This window comes from Nocardia sp. NRRL WC-3656 (assembly GCF_000720265.1).
Classification (GTDB): Bacteria; Actinomycetota; Actinomycetes; order Mycobacteriales; family Mycobacteriaceae; genus Nocardia; species Nocardia nova.
In genome coordinates, this window is sequence record NZ_JOJF01000001.1 from 56,934 (window position 1) to 75,958 (window position 19,025).

The 19,025-nt window shown below is 69.4% G+C and carries 14 protein-coding genes; 11 read left to right on the plus strand and 3 right to left on the minus strand.

The features are described from left to right. The first annotated feature begins 70 nt into the window (after positions 1-70). From IG65_RS0100300 to proB, 11 genes are all read left to right on the plus strand, one after another. On the plus strand, positions 71-1,648 hold the full coding sequence (locus tag IG65_RS0100300) for an FAD-binding oxidoreductase (protein ID WP_030512739.1): 1,578 nt from the start codon (positions 71-73) through the stop codon (positions 1,646-1,648). After that, a complete protein-coding gene (locus IG65_RS0100305; protein ID WP_030512740.1) occupies positions 1,645-2,616 on the plus strand; it encodes a diacylglycerol kinase family protein in 972 nt (323 codons plus the stop codon). The genes IG65_RS0100300 and IG65_RS0100305 overlap by 4 nt, the downstream gene beginning before the upstream one ends. 272 nt (positions 2,617-2,888) lie before the next feature. Beyond that, positions 2,889-5,591, plus strand: a complete 2,703-nt coding sequence (locus IG65_RS0100310; protein ID WP_030512741.1) for a valine--tRNA ligase — start codon at positions 2,889-2,891, stop codon at positions 5,589-5,591. Between the two features lie 86 nt (positions 5,592-5,677). Then, positions 5,678-7,066 carry a folylpolyglutamate synthase/dihydrofolate synthase family protein gene (locus IG65_RS0100315; protein ID WP_051755166.1) on the plus strand — a complete coding sequence of 463 codons (1,389 nt, stop codon included), beginning with the start codon at positions 5,678-5,680 and terminating at the stop codon, positions 7,064-7,066. A gap of 285 nt (positions 7,067-7,351) precedes the next feature. Beyond that, positions 7,352-7,693: a DUF4233 domain-containing protein gene (locus IG65_RS0100320; RefSeq protein ID WP_081879212.1), complete on the plus strand. Its 342-nt coding sequence runs from the start codon at positions 7,352-7,354 to the stop codon at positions 7,691-7,693. Between the two features lie 45 nt (positions 7,694-7,738). Continuing rightward, positions 7,739-8,140 (plus strand): nucleoside-diphosphate kinase, encoded by a 402-nt coding sequence (gene ndk / locus IG65_RS0100325; protein ID WP_030512744.1) that lies wholly within the window; start codon positions 7,739-7,741, stop codon positions 8,138-8,140. 607 nt (positions 8,141-8,747) lie between these two features. Then, entirely contained in the window at positions 8,748-12,191 is a 3,444-nt protein-coding gene (locus IG65_RS0100330) for a translation initiation factor IF-2 N-terminal domain-containing protein (protein ID WP_030512745.1), read from the plus strand. A gap of 341 nt (positions 12,192-12,532) precedes the next feature. After that, a complete protein-coding gene (gene rplU, locus IG65_RS0100335; protein ID WP_030512746.1) occupies positions 12,533-12,844 on the plus strand; it encodes a 50S ribosomal protein L21 in 312 nt (103 codons plus the stop codon). Positions 12,845-12,892: 48 nt separating this feature from the next. Continuing rightward, positions 12,893-13,159 (plus strand): 50S ribosomal protein L27, encoded by a 267-nt coding sequence (gene rpmA, locus IG65_RS0100340; RefSeq protein WP_030512747.1) that lies wholly within the window; start codon positions 12,893-12,895, stop codon positions 13,157-13,159. A gap of 126 nt (positions 13,160-13,285) precedes the next feature. Beyond that, positions 13,286-14,746, plus strand: a complete 1,461-nt coding sequence (gene obgE, locus IG65_RS0100345; protein WP_030512748.1) for a GTPase ObgE — start codon at positions 13,286-13,288, stop codon at positions 14,744-14,746. Between the two features lie 106 nt (positions 14,747-14,852). After that, positions 14,853-15,971 (plus strand): glutamate 5-kinase, encoded by a 1,119-nt coding sequence (gene proB, locus IG65_RS0100350; protein WP_030512749.1) that lies wholly within the window; start codon positions 14,853-14,855, stop codon positions 15,969-15,971. A 278-nt stretch (positions 15,972-16,249) separates the two neighbouring features. Here the strand turns inward: proB and IG65_RS0100355 are convergent, their stop codons facing one another. The 3 genes from IG65_RS0100355 to IG65_RS0100365 form a co-directional block, all read right to left on the minus strand. Continuing rightward, positions 16,250-17,533 carry a hypothetical protein gene (locus IG65_RS0100355; RefSeq protein WP_051755059.1) on the minus strand — a complete coding sequence of 428 codons (1,284 nt, stop codon included), beginning with the start codon at positions 17,531-17,533 and terminating at the stop codon, positions 16,250-16,252. Next, positions 17,530-17,904: a hypothetical protein gene (locus IG65_RS0100360; RefSeq protein WP_030512751.1), complete on the minus strand. Its 375-nt coding sequence runs from the start codon at positions 17,902-17,904 to the stop codon at positions 17,530-17,532. Before IG65_RS0100360 ends, IG65_RS0100355 begins: the two co-directional genes overlap by 4 nt. A gap of 217 nt (positions 17,905-18,121) precedes the next feature. Further along, a complete protein-coding gene (locus IG65_RS0100365) occupies positions 18,122-18,826 on the minus strand; it encodes an ESX secretion-associated protein EspG (RefSeq protein WP_030512752.1) in 705 nt (234 codons plus the stop codon). Positions 18,827-19,025: the final 199 nt, after the last annotated feature.

The following is a 19,025-nucleotide window of genomic DNA, read 5'->3' on the forward strand; positions in this document are numbered from 1 at the left end:
CACGCGACAGGACACATCGGCAGTAAAACCGGAAAACTCGACGCCGGGCGAGTCGTCCGATCGCCCGAGTATGGTCTGGGATGCCTGGGGCATCGCCTCGGCGCATGCGCCGCTTCCGGACCGGATCCGGACCCTGGTGGCGCAGGTGTTCGGAGTGTCCGGGGACCCGGTGGCCCGTCGTGATGAGGGCGACGTGCCGCTGCGGGAATCCGGCTTGACGGCCGCGCATCGAGCGGGGCTGTCGGCGGTGGTCGGTGCGGATCAAGTGTCGACCGACCACCGCGACCGGTTGTTGCATGCGGGCGGCAAGAGCACCCCCGACCTGCTGCGCCGCCGCGCCGAAGAGCCGCAGGACGCGCCCGACGCCGTCGTCTTTCCCGCCGACCACGACCAGGTGCTGGCCGTTCTGGCCTACTGCGCCGAACAGGCCATCGCGGTCGTTCCCTTCGGCGGCGGCACCAGTGTTGTGGGCGGGGTGGATCCCGCGCGGGGTCGCTTCGCCACCGTGATCGCGCTGGATCTGCGGCGCCTCGACGGACTGTCCGACGTCGACCCGGTGAGCGGCACCGCGACCCTGGGTGCCGGGCTGACCGGACCGCAGGCGGAGAAGCTGCTCGCCGGCCACGGCCTGTCGCTGGGGCATTTCCCGCAGAGCTTCGAATACGCGAGCATCGGCGGCTTCGCGGCCACCCGATCCTCGGGCCAGGCCTCGGCCGGCTACGGCCGCTTCGACGACATGATCATGCGCCTGAAGGTCGCAACACCCACGGGCACAGTCGATCTCGGCCGTGCGCCCGCCTCGGCCGCCGGACCCGATCTGCGCGAGTTGTTCGCCGGATCCGAGGGCACGCTCGGCGTCATCACCGAGGTGACGCTGCGGGTGCATCCGATTCCGGAGACCACCGCGTATCAGGCGTGGTCGTTCCCGGACTTCGTCACCGGCGCCGCCGCGCTGCGCACCGTGGTACAGAACGGCGCGGCGCCGACCGTGCTGCGCCTGTCCGACGAGGCCGAGACCGGGCTCAATCTGGCCCGTTCCGGTAATATCGGCGGTGCGTCGGTCGGTGGCTGCCTGGCCGTCAGCACGTTCGAGGGCACCGCGGCCCATGTGGCCGCGCGGAGTGCCGAGGCCTCGGCACTGCTCGCCGCGGCCGGCGGCACCGCACTCGGTGAACAGCCGGCGCGGGAATGGGAACACGGCCGTTTCGCCGCGCCGTATCTACGCGATGCGCTGCTCGACATCGGCGTGCTGTGCGAAACGCTCGAGACGGCGACCAGCTGGTCGAATGTCGAGCGGCTCAAGGCGGCGGTCACCACCGCACTCACCGAATCGCTCGGCGCACAAGGCACTCCCGCGCTGGTGATGTGTCATATCTCGCATACCTACCCGACCGGCGCCTCGCTGTATTTCACCGTCGTCGCCAAACAGGCCGACGATCCGCTGGCGCAGTGGGCGCAGGCCAAACGCGCCGTCGGTGACGCCATCGCCGGAAACGGTGGCACCATCACCCACCACCACGCCGTCGGCGCCGATCACCGGCCGTGGATGTCGGCCGAGATCGGCGACCTCGGCGCGCGCATCCTGCGTGCGGTCAAGGACGCCGTCGACCCGGCGGGAATCCTCAACCCGGGCAAGCTGATTCCATGACCACCATCCGATCGGTCGCGCTGGTGACCAACCCGCACTCCGGTCACGGCCGGGGACTGGCCGCGGCCGCCGCGGCCGCCGCCCGCTTCGCCGAACGCGGTGTGCGGGTGCGTGAGATCCGCGGTGCCGATGCCGCGGAAACCGTTCGCCTGATCCGGGATTCGGTGCGGGGACCCGAGTGTCCCGACGCCGTCGTCTGCGCGGGCGGTGACGGACTGGTCTGCGTCACACTGCAGGCCATCGCCTCGACCGGGGTGCCGCTGGGGCTGCTGCCCGGTGGGACCGGGAACGACCTGGCCCGGGAGCTGGGCGTGCCCGACGACGATCCGCGCGCCGCGGCCGATATCGTGCTCGGCGGATTCGTGCGCACCATCGACCTCGGCGCGATCGAATCCCGGCCCGACCCCGAGCACGCCCAGGGGTGGGCGGCCGGCATCGAACCCGCGGTCGCGCATCGGCCCATGCGATTCGCCACCGTCGCCGGCACCGGCTTCGACGCGCGAGTGACCTTGCGCGCCAACAGCATGCGCCGGCCGAAGGGCTCGCTGCGGTACTCCTTCGCCGCCGTGCCGGAACTGCTCGGGCAACTCGGGGTGCCCTACCGCATCGAATTGTCCGGCGAGCCGGGTTCGGCCGGTGATCGCGTCTTCGAGACCGAGGCCGTGATGGTGGCGGTCGGCAACACCCGGACCTACGGCGGGGGCATGCTCATCTGCCCCGACGCGATCGTCGACGACGGCCTGCTCGACCTGACCGTGGTCGGCGCCATGTCGCGGCTGCAGATGGTCCGTCTGCTCCCGGCGCTGGCCGCCGGCAAGCGCGTCGATCATCCGGCGGTCGGGCACTATCGGGCCCGGACCATCACCCTCACCGCCGCGGTACCGGCGACCGCCGACGGCGACCCGGCGGGACTGCTACCGGCTACCTTCCGCGCCGAACCCGGAGCGCTGGCGATACTCGTGCCGTGACCCGCCGCGCGCAGGCGGGGCGCGGCCTCCGCATCTCGGCGGCGAATCTGCGAGCATGCTGAGTGGCAAACCCGCACCTGCACAACGGATTCGGGCAAAAGCTGAGAATTGCATATGGATTGGTGTATTGCGCCGATCCGGGCGGTAGTCTCGAAGACGTGGGCGGGGTTTTCGGTGTCCCTCATCCGCCGAAACCCCCGCCCTGCATCTTTCTCCGGTGCCGTGTGCAGGGCCCTGTCGAGTGCTCCTGCTCAACTCCGTAGAATCGCACGGTGACCAGCGCAGCCCCTGATAACTCGCGAAATCGTGCCGACGCCCTCCCCAAGAGCTGGAACCCCAGCGATGTAGAGGCCGACCTGTACGAGCGCTGGGTAGCGGCCGGTTACTTCACCGCCGACCCGGCGAGCGACAAGCCGCCCTATTCGATCGTGCTGCCGCCGCCGAACGTCACCGGCAACCTGCACATGGGCCACGCCTTCGACCACACCCTGATGGACCTGCTCACCCGCCGCAAGCGGATGCAGGGCTACGAGGTGCTGTGGCTGCCCGGTATGGACCACGCCGGTATCGCCACCCAGACCGTGGTCGAGAAGCAGCTCGCCGTCGACGGCAAGACCAAGGAAGACTTCGGCCGCGAACTGTTCGTCGACAAGGTCTGGGATTGGAAGCGCGAATCCGGCGGCGCCATCCAGGGCCAGATGCGCCGCCTCGGCGACGGCATCGACTGGAGCCGCGACCGCTTCACCATGGACGACGGCCTGTCCCGCGCGGTGCAGACCATCTTCAAGCGCCTCTACGACGCAGGGCTGATCTACCGGGCCGAGCGCCTGGTGAACTGGTCGCCCTCGCTCGAGACCGCCATCTCCGACGTCGAGGTGAAATACGAGGACGTCGAGGGTGAGCTCGTCTCGCTGCGCTACGGCTCGCTGAACGACGACGAACCGCACGTCATCGTGGCCACCACCCGGGTGGAGACCATGCTCGGCGATACCGCGGTCGCGGTGCATCCGGACGACGAGCGATACCGGGCGCTGATCGGCACCACCGTCTACCACCCGATCACCGGTCGCCAGATCCCGATCGTCGCCGACGACTACGTCGACCCCGAATTCGGCTCCGGCGCAGTGAAGATCACCCCCGCGCACGACCCCAACGACTTCGAGATCGGCCTGCGGCACAACCTGCCGATGCCGACCATCATGGACAAGACCGGCAAGATCGCCGACACCGGAACCGAATTCGACGGGATGGACCGGTTCGAGGCGCGCGTCAAGATTCGCGAGCGGCTGGCCGACGAAGGGCGCATCGTCGCCGAGAAGCGTCCGTACGTGCACAGCGTCGGACACTCCGAGCGCTCCGGCGAACCGATCGAACCGCGCCTGTCGATGCAGTGGTGGGTGAAGGTCGAATCGCTGGCCAAGGCCGCCGGTGACGCCGTGCGCAACGGCGCGGTGAAGATCTACCCGGCGAGCCAGGAACCGCGCTGGTTCGAGTGGGTCGACAACATGCACGACTGGTGCATCTCGCGGCAGCTGTGGTGGGGCCACCGCATCCCGATCTGGTACGGCCCCGAGGGCGAGATCGCGTGTGTCGGACCCGACGAGCAGGCGCCCGAGGGCTGGGTGCAGGACCCGGATGTCCTCGACACCTGGTTCTCCTCCGGCCTGTGGCCCTTCTCCACGATGGGCTGGCCGGACCCCACCCCGGAACTGGCGAAGTTCTATCCCACCAGCGTGCTGGTCACCGGCTACGACATCCTGTTCTTCTGGGTGGCCCGGATGATGATGTTCGGCATGTTCGTCTCCGACGATCCGGTCATCGCCGCCGGGAAGGACTGCGGACGGCAGCAGGTTCCGTTCGACGACGTCTTCCTGCACGGCCTCATCCGCGACGAATTCGGCCGCAAATACTCCAAGTCCAAGGGCATCGGTGTCGACCCGCTGGTGTGGATCGACGAGTTCGGCGCGGACGCAACACGTTTCACCCTGGCCCGGGGCGCCCAGCCGGGCAGCGACCTGTCGGTCGGTCCGCCGCACGTGCAGGCCTCGCGCAACTTCATCACGAAGCTGTTCAACGCCAGCAAGTTCGCGCTCATGAACGGGGCCGCGCCGGGCGAACTGCCCGAACGCGCCACCCTCACCGACACCGACCGCTGGATCCTCGACCGGCTGGACGAGGTGCGCGCCGAGGTGGACGCGGCCTTCGACCGCTACGAATTCGGCAAGGCCTGTGAGGCGCTGTACCACTTCGCCTGGGACGAACTGTGTGACTGGTACCTGGAATTGGCCAAGGTGCAGTTCGCCGAGTCGGAGGAGCGGGCCGCGAGCACGCGCATCGTTCTCGGCAACGTGCTGGATTCGGTGCTGCGCCTGCTGCACCCGGCCATCCCGTTCGTGACCGAAACGCTGTGGCAGGCCCTCATCGAGGCCGGTGAGGACGACTCGCTGGTGATCGCCGCGTGGCCGCAGTCCTCGGGGGTCGCCACCGATACCGTTGCGGCGCAGCGCATCGCGGATCTGCAGAAGCTTGTCACCGAGATCCGCCGGTTCCGCAGCGATCAGGGCCTGACCGACAAGCAGAAGGTCGCCGCGAAACTGATCGGCATCGATACCGCCGACCTCACCGGGCTGCACGCGGAGATCGCCAGCCTGGCCCGGCTCACCGCTCCGGACGCCGACTTCTCCGCGACCGCCGCCGTGGAGGTGCGCCTGTCCGGCGCCACCGTCACCGTCGAACTGGACACCTCCGGCTCGGTCGACCTCGACGCCGAACGCCGCCGGCTGGAGAAGGATCTCGCGGCCGCGCAGAAGGACCTCGCCGCCACCAGCGCCAAACTCGGCAACGAGGCCTTCCTGGCCAAGGCGCCCGACGAGGTGGTCGCCAAGATCCGCACCCGCCGCGAGGTCGCCGAATCCGAGGTGACCCGGATCGGGGCGCGGCTGGCGCAGATCACGGAGCCGGCGGCGAAGAAGTGAGCGGCGGCGAAGGATTCGACCGCGAACCGCTCACCGGCGGTGCGGACCGGCTGCGCACCGGTCCCTCGCCGGTGGACCTCGCCGAAATGGCACTGGTCGAGGCCGAACTCGACCAGCGCTGGGGCGAAACCAAGATCGAGCCGTCGCTGACGCGGATCGCGACCCTGATGGACCTGCTCGGCTCCCCGCAGCAGAGCTATCCCGCCATCCACATCGCGGGCACCAACGGCAAGACCTCGGTCACCCGGATGGTCGACGCGCTGCTCACCGCGCTGCACCGGCGCACCGGGCGGTTCACCAGCCCGCATCTGCAACTGGCGACCGAACGGATCGCCATCGACAACGCGCCGATCAGCCCGGCCCGCTACGTCGAGATCTATCGGGAGTTGCTGCCCTACGTCGAGATGATCGACGCGCGTTCGACCGACGGCGCCCTCGGTGACGGACCGGGACCGCGGATGAGCAAATTCGAGGTCCTCGTCGCGATGGCATACGCGGCGTTCGCCGAGGCGCCGGTCGATGTCGCGGTCGTCGAGACCGGGATGGGCGGCACCTGGGACGCGACCAACGTCATCGACGGGCAGGTCGCGGTGATCACGCCGATCGGCCTGGACCACACCGACTACCTGGGGCCGGATCTGGCCTCGATCGCCGGTGAGAAGGCCGGGATCATCAAGAAGTCGCCGCAGGATCTGCTGGTTCCGCGCGACACCGTCGCCATCATCGCCGAACAGGATCCCGAGGCGATGGAGGTGCTGCTGCGGCGCGCGGTGGAGGCCGACGCCGCGGTGGCGCGCGCCGGGTCCGAGTTCCGGGTGCTGTCGCGCCGCGTCGCGATCGGTGGTCAGGTGCTGGAGATCCAGGGGCTCGGTGGCGTCTACGACGAGATCTTCCTGCCGCTGCACGGCGAACACCAGGCGCACAACGCGGCGCTTGCGCTCGCCGCGGTCGAGGCGTTCTTCGGCGCCGGCGCGCAGAAACAACTCGACATCGACGCGGTGCGCGCCGGATTCGCGGCGGCGGCCAGTCCGGGCCGGATGGAACGGATGCGCAGCGCGCCGACCATCTTCATCGACGCCGCGCACAATCCCGCCGGTGCGCGGGCGCTGGCCGCGACCCTCACCGAGGAATTCGACTTCCGTAAGTTGGTGGGCGTGGTCGCGGTGCTCTCGGACAAGGATGCGGCCGGCATTCTCGCCGCGCTGGAGCCGGTGCTGGACGAGATCGTTGTCACCACCAACGGTTCACCGCGGGCGCTCGGCGTCGACGAACTCGCCGACCTGGCCGTCCAGCGTTTCGGTGATGAGCGAGTCGTCACCGCGAACAGCCTCGCCGATGCGGTGGAAACCGCAATCGCCATCGCCGAGGAAGCGGGCGACGCCGGCGAACCGGTATCCGGCGCGGGCATCGTGGTCACCGGCTCGGTGGTCACCGCGGGTGCGGCGCGCTCGCTGTTCGGGAAGGACCCCGCGTGAAGCGGTGGGCCGGAGGCGGCAGCTTGCGTCACCACGCAGGCCCGGCGGAACGCGGCATCGGATACAGCGTGAAGCGGTGGGCCGGAGGCGGCAGCTTGCGTCACCACGCGGGCCCGGCGGAACGTGGATGCAGGGTGCAGTGGGAAGCTGGTGTCGAGGGCATCGGCGGTGCGGCGCGGAGGAGGCAACGTGGGTAGCGAGGACGATGTGCGCGGCGAGGCCGGCGCACCGAAGCCGGGTGTACCCGCGCCCGCGACCGACCCGTGGAAGGGTTTCCGCGGTGTGATGGCCGGTGCGCTGGTACTCGAGGCCATCACTGTGCTGCTGGCACTGCCGGTGGTCGGGGCCGTCGGCGGCGGACTGAGCTGGTGGTCGGTAACCTACCTGGTCGGCCTGGCCGTATTGATGTTCGTAGGCTCCGGAATGCAGCGCCGCTCGTGGGCCGTGCCGTTCAATCTCGGCCTGCAGGTGCTGGTGCTGGCCGGCGGATTCATCCATCTGTCGATCGGCATCATCGGCGTCGTGTTCGCGGCCGTGTGGGCGTTCATTCTGGTCCTGCGCTCCGACGTCAAACGCCGCATGGACCAGGGTTTACTGCCCAGCCAGCGGATGCCGGGCTCGTCCTGAGGGCTCGGTTCGGAATCCTTTTGCAACGCCGGTTAGAGTGGCGCCGTGACTGAGCAGACGTTGGTACTCATCAAGCCGGACGGCGTGGCCCGAGGCCTGGTTGGTGAGATCATCACCCGCATCGAACGCAAAGGCCTGAAGATCGCGGCCCTCAAGCTCGAGCAGGTTTCCGAAGAACTTGCCGCCGCCCACTACGCCGAACATGCCGACAAGCCGTTCTACGGCTCGCTGATCGAATTCATCACCTCCGGACCGGTCGTCGCGGCCATCCTCGAAGGCCCGCGCGCCATCGCCGCCTTCCGCCAGCTCGCCGGCGGCACCGACCCGGTCGAGAAGGCCGTTCCCGGCAGCATCCGTGGCGACTACGCCCTGGAAACCCAGTTCAACCTCGTGCACGGCTCCGACTCGCCCGAATCCGCGAAGCGCGAAATCGCACTCTGGTTCTAGCTCTGTCTTTCGGCTCCGATTCGTACCGGAGGGTTCGCGGCCTCTGGGGCTCGCCGTTGCACCCGACGGCGAGCCGGCCGCGAACGGTCGCTCGGAGGACTCGCTCCGGGCCGGGTGAGCCGGTTTGCTCGCGGGTCGCGGCGACACTCCAGCCGGTGATCGATGTCGGTCGGGAAAGACCTACTCAGGTGTAGGAAAGAGCCGCCGGTCGGGCCACGGAAACGGGTCGGTCCCGCTCCGATGGCGTACCAGTGGGTCGCTGTGTGGGATACTGGAAGCGGATGTGATCGACGCCTACCTATCGGGGCAGGTGGCGAACGCAACCGAATGGCACCGCGGCTCGACGCCGATCATCGCTGCCCCGGACGGTTACAAGACTCGCTGTTCGGCGGCACGCTGGATGAGCGCTCGAGCTCAGGTGTGCAAGCCAACAGCCAGGCGCCGCGTGACCAGTTAGCCCGAACGACGTACGACAGGTGATAACCGGGCACGCGGGGCGAGACCATCAGACCTTGCGCCACAGGCGTGAGGCGAACGGACAGCGCCCCCGCGTCGGCCGCGTCACTCTCGTACGAGTGGGACGCGCCCGGGGGCCCGAGGAGATTTCGTGGCCGATCAAGAGCCGCAAGGAACATCGCAAAGCAATGGTGAATCCACCTCGACCGAGGTGGCCGGGGTAGGGGAGGCAGCGCAGTTGCCCGAACGCATCCGGGTGCACGCGCTGGCGAAACTTCTGGGAACCACCAGCAAGCGCATCCTTGCCCACCTGACCGAACTGGGTGCGGAAGCCCGCAGCGCCCAATCCAGCCTGGACCGGACCGTCGCCGAATCCGTGCGCGACGCGCTCGTTCCCCCACAGGCCGGCACCGAGCAACCGGTGGCCGAGCCCGCGACCGAACAGGCCGAGACACCTGCTCCGGCGCCCGCCGAGAGTGCGTCTCCGGCGACCACATCCACCGCCGCGGCCGATACCGCGCAGACCGCCACCGCGCCGGATACGGCCGGCGAGCCCGTGCCGAGCGAGTCCGGCGCATCCACCGCGGTTGCCGAAACCGAGGTCGCCGATACCGTGCAGGCCGCGGGCGTCGCCGAGACCGCCGGCACGGCGAACTCCGCAGTGACATCCGAGTCGCCGGCGACCCCCGCCGAGCCCGAATCGGCGCCCCACACCTCGCTGTTCACCAGCCCGTTCCAGCAGCACGCCGCGCAGCCCGAGGAGCCGGTCGTCTTCGAGCCGGCGAGTATCGCGGCCGCGCCGCTGTTCCTGCCGCCGGATGCTGCGGCGGCCGAGGAGATGCGCCGCCGCCGGCGCGCCGAACGCGAGGCCAAGGCCGCCGAAAAAGCCGCCGAGAAAGCCGCCGAGAAAGCCGCCGAGAAAGCCGGCGAAAAGGCCACCGACACCGCGCCGGATGAAACTCCGGCGGAGCCCGAGTCCGTCGCGGCAGCCGAGCCCGAGACCGAAGCCGGCGGCGACTGGGACGACGAGCAGTCGCGTGACGAGCAGGAGGACGGCGGTCGCTCGCGTCGTCGCCGCCGTGGCCGTCGCGGTCGCGGCCGGGGCCGGGGCGAACAGCACGCCGATCACGAGTCCGACGACGAATCCGACGATGAGGACGCCGAGTCGCACGCCGACTCCGACGAATCCGCCGAGGAAGCGGCCGCCGAGCAGACCGGCGAGGAGAGCGACGACGAATCGGGTTCGACGCCGGAGGGTTCCACCCGCCGTCGCCGCCGTCGCCGTCGCCGCAAGGCCGGTGAGGACAACGAATCCGAGCCCGCCGACGACGATCCGCCGAACACCGTCGTGCACGAGCGGGAACCGCGCAACAAGCGCCGCACGGTCGACGAGGTGCAGGGCATCAGCGGGTCGACCCGGCTGGAGGCCAAGCGGCAGCGTCGTCGCGACGGTCGCGAGGCCGGTCGCCGCCGCCCGCCGATCCTCACCGAATCGGAATTCCTGGCCCGTCGCGAGGCGGTCGACCGGGTCATGGTGGTCCGCGAGAAGTCGTTCCCGGCCGGTGAACACTCGCATGTCGGCGCGACCACCCAGGTGGCGGTGCTCGAGGACAACATCCTGGTCGAGCATTTCGTCACCAACACCGGGACGGCGTCCATGGTCGGCAACGTCTACCTGGGCAAGGTGCAGAACGTGCTGCCCAGCATGGAGGCGGCGTTCGTCGATATCGGCCGCGGTCGCAACGGCGTGCTCTACGCCGGTGAGGTGAACTGGGAGGCCGCCGGGCTCGGCGGCAAGGAACGCAAGATCGAGCAGGCTCTCAAACCCGGCGACACCGTCCTGGTGCAGGTCAGCAAGGATCCGGTGGGGCACAAGGGAGCCCGGCTGACCACGCAGATCAGCCTGGCCGGTCGCTTCCTGGTCTATGTCCCGGGCGGGACCTCGACCGGTATCAGCCGCAAACTGCCCGACACCGAGCGCAAGCGGCTCAAGGAGATCCTGCGCGACATCGTCCCGCAGGACGCGGGAGTGATCATCCGCACCGCGTCCGAGGGTGTGAGCGAGACCGAGCTGGCTCGCGACGTCGAGCGGCTGCAGGCCACCTGGAAGACCATCGAGAAGCAGGCCGAGAACGGGTCGGGCTCGCCGAAGACCCTGTACGAAGAGCCGGACCTGCTGGTCAAGGTGGTCCGTGACCTGTTCAACGAGGACTTCTCCAAGCTGGTCATCGAGGGTGACCGGGCGTGGACGACCGTCGAGAACTACGTCCGCACCGTCGCTCCGGACATGCTGGCCCGGGTCGAGCGCTACGAGAACAACGGCGTGGACGTCTTCGGAAGCCTGCGCATCGACGAGCAGCTGGCGAAGGCGCTCGATCGCAAGGTGTGGCTGCCCTCCGGTGGCACCTTGGTCATCGACCGCACCGAGGCGATGACCGTGGTCGACGTCAATACCGGCAAATTCACCGGTTCCGGCGGCAGCAACCTGGAAGAGACGGTCACCCGCAACAATCTGGAGGCCGCCGAGGAGATCGTGCGCCAGATGCGGTTGCGCGATATCGGCGGCATGATCGTCGTCGACTTCATCGACATGGTGCTGGAATCCAACCGCGATCTGGTGCTGCGTCGCCTCACCGAGGCGCTCGGGCGCGACCGCACCCGTCATCAGGTGTCGGAGGTCACCTCGCTCGGCTTGGTCCAGATGACCCGCAAGAAGATGGGCACCGGACTGGTCGAGGCGTTCTCCACCACCTGTGAGCACTGCCACGGCCGCGGCATCATCGTGCACGACTACCCGGTCGAGACCGCGCCCGCCGAGGAAGGGGCCGGCCGCCGCGAAGGCCGTCGCCGCCGCAAGGACAAGGATCGCGACAAGGACACCAAGCAGGCGAGCACCGTCGCGCCCGAGACCGCGGATTCGCATCCCGAGGAGGAGGCGGCCGTCAAGCGCGCTCATCCGGTCGCGCTCGCGATGGCCAGCCATCACACCGACGACGAGGTGGCCGAGGCCGCCGCGCCGGTCGAGGCGAAGGCGGAACCGAGCCCACAGGCCAAGCGCTCGCGGGATTCGCGCCGGGGACGTGCGAGGGCGGCAGCGGCGGAGGTTACCGAATCCGCTGAAGCCGAAGCCGTCCGTGCGGAACCCGTGCCCGCGGAAGCAGCCGAATCCGTGGTTGCCGCCGGTCGGGACGGCTCCGAGCCGGTCGCGGAGTCCGAGCGGCCCGCACAGGAGCCCGCTGCCGAACGGGTGCCCGCGGTGACCGGCCGCATCGGAGCACAGTTGGCGCCGTCCGAGCCCGCGTCCACTCCAGCTCCGGCGGAGACGAAGCCGGTCGAGAAGACGCCGGTCGAGAAGAAGCCGATCGAGCAGGCTCCGGAGGCAGGCGCCCGTCGTGGCCGCCGCCGGGTGGCTCGCACCGCGTCGGCTCCGTCGACCGACAGCCGGGGCGCGGTCTTCGTCCTGACCGACGCCGATCAGGACAGCGCGCCGAAGTTCTCGCTCGACGAGCTGGCTCCGGCCGAGGTGACCCCGCGGCAGCGGACCCGTCGCCGGGCCGCCGGGCGCGCCGCGGGCGCGCCGGAATCGCCGAACTGATCTGGGGCGTCGAACCGGAGAACTCGCAGCACAGGCCCCGCCCGCACGGCGGGCGGGGCGCCGCCGCGGATCGCGTTCGGAGTGGTGGCGACCCGGTTTGGTGCGTGGGGTGGCAGTCCTGTAATCTTGGACAGTCGCTGCCCGGTGACAGCACCGCGTTGTGTTGAGAAAGCGCTGCGCTGTCATGAGATCCGGCTCGAAAACGAGCCCTCCGGTGCGGAAGAAGTACCGAGGCGGCGGTGACTATCAGACCAGTCGTACGGCGGTTTCCGGTGTCCACCGGCAGACGGCCGTGTGAGCAGAGTGCCGAGCACTAGTTGAGGAAAGAGGGCAGCCGACCGATGGCAACGTACGCGATCGTCAAGACCGGCGGAAAGCAGTACAAGGTCGCGGTCGGTGACCTGGTGAAGGTCGAGAAGATCGAGGGTGAACCGGGCACGGCCGTATCGCTGTCGCCGGTGCTGGTGGTTGACGGCGCCGAGCTGACTACCGATGCTGACAAGCTGGCGAAGGTTTCGGTGTCCGCCGAGGTGGTCGAGCAGACCAAGGGCCCGAAGATCCGGATCCACAAGTTCAAGAACAAGACCGGCTACCACAAGCGTCAGGGCCACCGTCAGAAGCTGACGGTCCTGAAGGTCACCGGCATCAAGTAATTTCGACCTAGCGGAACCACCCGGTTTCGAATCGAGGAGTTTTCAGCCATGGCACATAAGAAGGGTGCGTCCAGCTCTCGCAACGGTCGCGATTCCAACTCCAAGCGACTCGGCGTGAAGCGCTTCGGCGGCCAGGCCGTCAAGGCCGGCGAGATCCTGGTTCGCCAGCGCGGAACCCACTTCCACCCCGGCGTCAACGTCGGCCGCGGCGGCGACGACACGCTGTTCGCCCTCGAGGCGGGCGCGGTCCAGTTCGGCACCAAGCGGGGCCGCAAGACCGTCAACATCGTGGTACCGGAGCCGGTGCAGGCCTGAGCCGCGCCGGAGCCTTCTCCACACATTCTTCGAAGCGGGCCAGGGTTTAGCAGATAAACCCTGGCCCGTTCGCCGTTCCGGGAGGCTCACCACCACCGTCCACCGAAACACAGAGGTCCAGCTGGCATGTCCAAATTCATCGATCGTGTGGTACTGCACGTCCGCGCCGGTAAGGGCGGCCACGGCTGTGCCTCGGTGCATCGGGAGAAGTACAAGCCGCTCGGCGGACCCGACGGTGGCAACGGCGGCAACGGCGGGGACGTGATTCTCGAAGTCGACCCCAACGTGCACACGCTGCTGGACTTCCACTTCCACCCGCACGCCAAAGCCGGCAACGGCAAACCCGGCGAGGGCGGTAACCGCGACGGCAAACAGGGTTCGGAGCTGCTGCTGAAGGTGCCCGACGGCACGGTCGTCATCGGCGACGACGGGGAGGTCGTGGCCGATCTGATCGGCGCGGGCACCCGGTTCGTGGCGGCGCGCGGTGGCCGCGGGGGACTCGGCAATGCGGCGCTGGTGTCGCGCGCCCGCAAGGCGCCCGGCTTCGCGCTGCTGGGTGAGGAGGGCGAGGAGCGCGATCTCGTTCTCGAACTGAAATCCGTGGCCGATGTCGGCCTGGTCGGGTTCCCCTCGGCCGGAAAATCCTCGCTCGTTTCGGTGCTCTCGGCGGCCAAGCCCAAGATCGCCGATTACCCCTTCACCACGCTGGTGCCGAATCTCGGCGTGGTGTCCAGCGGGGACACCACCTTCACCGTCGCCGATGTGCCGGGCCTGATCCCCGGCGCCAGCGACGGACGCGGCCTGGGGCTGGACTTCCTGCGGCATCTCGAGCGATGCGCAGTGCTGGCCCACGTAGTCGATTGCGCCACACTGGAACCCGGCCGCGACCCGATCTCCGACGTCGACGCGCTCGAGGCCGAACTGGCGGCCTACCGCCCCGCTCTGCAGGCCGACGCCGGCCTGGGCGATCTGGCCGATCGGCCGCGCGTGGTCATCCTCAACAAGGCCGATATCCCCGACGCCGCCGAATTGGCCGAGATGGTGACGTCCGAGTTCATCGAGCGCGGCTGGCCGGTGTTCACGATTTCCGCGGTGAGCCGGGAAGGTTTGCGGCCGTTGACCTTCGCGCTGGCCGACATGGTCCGCGAGTATCGCGAGGCACATCCGAAGGCGGCGCCGAAGCGTCCGGTGATCCGGCCGGTGGTGGCCGGGGAGACCGGCTTCACCGTCGAACCCGATCCGGAGGTCGAGGGCGGCTTCATCGTCCGCGGTGAGCGCCCCGAAAGATGGGTGCGCCAAACGCAGTTCGACAACGACGAGGCCGTCGGCTACCTGGCCGACCGGCTCGCGCGCCTCGGCGTCGAGGACGAGCTGGTCCGCCAGGGTGCGGTGCCCGGCGCCGAGGTCACCATCGGCGATGTGAGCTTCGAGTGGGAGCCGCAGATCTCGGCCGGCGTCGATATGGTGATGACCGGGCGCGGGACCGACCCCCGCCTGGACCAGACCGACCGCATCTCCGCCGCCGAGCGCAAGCATGCCTCCCGGGTGCGCCGCGGCCTGGTCTCGGAGGACGAGGACCAACCGTGATCGCCCGCCACGCCGGTTTCGCCGGTGTGTGCGGGCGTGCCGGTTCGGTAGTCGTCGTGCGTCACGGTGGTGGCGCGTCAAGTGAGTGAGTGTTGTTGTGACACAGGTGGATTCCGATAAGGGAGCGGTAACTACTCGGCAGTCGATCCGGACCGCGCGCAGCGTGGTGGTCAAGATCGGCTCGTCGGCGCTGACGAGCCTCGAGGGCGGACTCGACAACGCGCGCCTGGACAAGCTCGCCGAGGCGATCGAGGCCCGTATGCGCGCGGGATCGGATGTGGTGGTGGTGTCCTCCGGTGCGATCGGCGCCGGTATAGCCCCGCTCGGATTGGCCGCCCGCCCAAGGGATCTCGCGACGAAGCAGGCCGCGGCGAGCGTCGGCCAGCTGGCGCTGGCCCACGCCTGGGGCACCTCGTTCGCCCGATTCGACCGGGTTGTGGGGCAGGTGTTGCTCACCGCGGGTGACTTCGCCCGGCGCGAACACCACCGCAACGCGCAGCGCACGCTCGACCGTTTGCGTGCCCTGCACGCGGTCGCGGTGGTCAACGAGAACGACACCATCGCCACCGAGGAGATTCGCTTCGGTGACAACGACCGGCTGGCCGCGCTGGTGGCGCATCTGGTCGGTGCGGATGCGCTGGTGCTGCTGTCGGATGTGGACGGACTCTACGACGGCGACCCCCGCAAGGGCGCCGCCACATTCATTCCCGAGGTGCGCAGCAGCGCCGACCTCGACGGTGTGATCGCCGGTAGCGGCGGCGCACTCGGCACCGGCGGTATGGCGTCGAAGCTCTCGGCCGCCCGCCTCGCCGCCGACGCCGGCGTGCCCGTCCTGTTGGCCGCCGCCTCCGATGCGGCGCTGGCGCTGCGCGACGCCTCGGTGGGCACGGCCTTCGCCGCGCGCCCGGTCCGGTTGTCGGCCCGCAAGTTCTGGGTCCGCCACGCCGCCGACAGCCGCGGCGCCATCCACCTCGACGCCGGCGCCGTCAGAGCGGTTGCGCATTCGCGCCGGTCACTCCTCGCCGCCGGCATCACCGGCGTCAAGGGCCGCTTCTACGGCGGTGATGTGGTCGACCTGCTCGCGCCCGACGGCCGCACCGTAGCGCGCGGCGTCGTCGAATACGACAGCACCGAACTGCAAGCCATGGCCGGCCACTCCACCTCCGAACTGCCGGAAGGTATGCAGCGCCCCGTCATTCACGCCGACGATCTGGTGAAGTTGTAGGGACGTCACCCCCCACACCGCCGCGAAATTGTCGCGGCCGGTTCCATACGTCGGCCGCGACGATCGAGAGCGATGCCACCCGTTCGGCCAGTGCCCCGCCGCAATGGCTGCGTGTAGTTCGCGCCGCGGTCCCACAGTTCGGACTGGCGGGGCGAGGATCGCAGGCCTTTCGCGACGTGGAACGAGTCCAGGCCAAGATCGTTCGTTACGCCGTCGGCGCGAATGCCACAGGTCATCCCCGCCACGCCATCCCGCGCTGATCAGCAGCTCTACCCGGATCAGCCCGGTGGCGAGACCCCGGGTTGGTCGGGAGTCGTCGGTGTATCGGTGTTGGGGATGGGGCCGGTGATACCTGGCTGGCCTTCCTGGTCGGTGAGCGGGGGCGCCGACGGGTCAGGTGGCTGCGGGGCCGGAGGTGGTGTGGGCGTGGGGGATTGGGGTGGTGGGGTGGATGCCGACGGGTCGGGCGAGTGCGGTGCGGGGGTGTCGGAGGGTGGCGGGGGAGCCGGTGCGGTGGTGGCCGGCGGCGCGGCATTCGGATCGGGCGTCGGTGGACCCGGCGGCACCGAACCGTCCGGACCGGACGGTGCCGGTGCCTGCGTCGGGTCGGGCGAGGTGGGAGCGGAGGAGGTCGGGGGCGCCGGGGTCGGCGCCGGGCCCGGATCGTGTGTCGGTGCGGCGGGGGGCGGCGCCGAGGGACTCGGTGCCGGGTCGCCGGGCGCGGGCGGGGGTTGCGTCTGCGAAGGTGCGGGAGCTGGGCTCTCGGGTGCGGGTGCAGACGGCGATTGCGGTGCGGGTGCGGATGGCGACTGCGGCATGGGTGCAGACGGCGACGGCGGCGTGGGTGTGCCGGGGGCAGTGGCCGAGTCCGGTGCCTGATCCGGTGTCGAGGACTCCGGCTCGGAAGACGGTGGGGCGGTGGGGCTTCGGTGTGATTGCGGCCGGTCGCCGTCCGGGCGTGCGGGTGCGCTGGGGCGCGGTCCGCCGGGGTCGGCTTGTGCCGGGGGTTCGGGCAGGGCCGGGACCGCGGTGCCCGCGGCGGAGTAGGCCGGTTTGTAGATCATGTTCATCGTCAGAATCGCCTCTTGACGCATGACCTCCTGGGCGATGCGCGCATCGATCACATGCGCGGCCTCCAGCGCCCGGGCGACGGCGCCCACCGGTCCGGAATCGCCCGGCGGTGGTACCGCCATCTTGACCGCTTCCGCGGCTCCGGCGACCGCCCCGAGCCGAGCACCGACCTCACCGAAGACAGCGGCCAACTCGTCGACGGAGGCGGCGAAGCTGTGTGCGCTCGCGGCGGCGGCCTCGGCGGCCGGGCCCTGCCAGCCGGCGTGATCCATGATTCGTTCGGCCTGAGAGCGGGTGGCGGGCATGGATCCGGTCAGCGTGGCGGCCGCCTCCAGCCAGATCAGCGAGGCCTGCAGAATCTCACCGGCCTCGATCTTCTCGGTTCCGGCGTGGATCTGCTCATGCGTCATCGACTCGAAATGTTCCATGGCGCTGACGTATTGGGGGTCGGTGCGCGAAGCGGCCGGCCCGTAACGGAATTCGGCGCTCATCGCGACAGTCCGGAGGAGATCGCCCGCAGCGCGGCCGCATGCGCGGAATCGGCCTCCTCGTAGAGCCCGGCGCTGGTCAGAAAGGCCTCTTTCATGCGGTAGGCGGCGGCGATGTACTGGTCGAGCAGTTCGGCCGCATCACGCGCCTTGCGGCCGAAGCCGGCCTGCAGCTGCTGCGCGGAGAAGAAGCCTCCGAAGCCGCTGAGCTGCGACACCGAATCGAGGCGCTGCTGTAGTTCCCGAAGCCGGTCGGCCTGCTGCTGATAGATCTCCGCGCACCCACGCGCGGCCGCCGGATCGAAGGTGACGGTTCCCCCGCGCGCGGCCTGCAAGAAACGGGTGATATCGGCCTGGCTGGTCTCGATCGTCATGCGCACCCCTGAGATCGGTCGGTCCGATCAGCCTAATGGGGAACGCCCGGAGGCGGCAGCGGAGCATTACCACGTAGGGCTCCCCATTGGGCTGTAATCACACAGCCCGATGAGGGATGGCCGAGGCGGCTTCCCGGTGAGGCTGCAGGTCGACCCAGCTTACTGGTTCCGGCGATGTCCGGTCAGCCCGAGTTGCCCGAATCCGTGCATGCCACAGTCATCGCGGAATGCGTTTTTGCAGATGAGTGCCGATCTGCTGCCGGCTCGCGGGCACGATATGGACTTCGTCGCCCGCCTTGATGAGATAGCGCCCGTCGTCGGCGACGTCGATCCAGGTGTAGTACAGCGGTGCGGGTGGTGTGGCCCGGTCCAATCCGGATTCGATGCGGATATGTCCTTCGGCGGTATGCGGTTTCAGCAGCAGGCGGCGTATCCGCGGCGCCGGCGGCGAGGTCGGCCGTGGGCAGTCGTCGTCGCGCACCGCTTCGCTCGGCGCCGAGCGTGCGGGTTCGCTTCCGGCCGGGCACTCGGGCAGCAGGGCGGCGATCCGGGCGCCCAGTTTGGCGGTGTGACCGATCGACAAGCGGATGGACCCGCCGAATCCGGGTGTGCGTCCCGGTTCCTGGATCGCGAGTACGGCGTGGTCGTAGATCGCCGCCGCCACCGCCCGGATTTCTGTTCCCGAGCTGTGGGCGCCCCCGATCGCGACCACGCGGGTGTGCGGCGCGGCCAGGATGCGCAGACATGCGGACAGGTCGGGGTCCGCGCCGAGCGGCAGCCGTACCTCGAGGGTCTTGCGCAAGGTGGCCGCCTCGTCCTCGGTGCGGGGTGACTCGAGGATGCGAAGCGGGAAGGGATGGCGATCGAGGTCGGTCTCGCGCCAGATGTGCGCGAACTCGTCCGGTGTGAATGTCCAACTCACGCCGAATTACACCCTCCACCGATCGTCACGAGCCTCAACGTAGCGTAGCCGCGCGCCCGGCGGGCGGCCAGCCGATCTTGTTCGGAATTCGGTTAACACCGGTGAGCGCGGCCGGTATATCGAGACAACGCCGTGGTGACCGCCTGTGCATCGCGGCATGCCGGATACGTGATCACCGGTATTCCGAAACGTCGACACT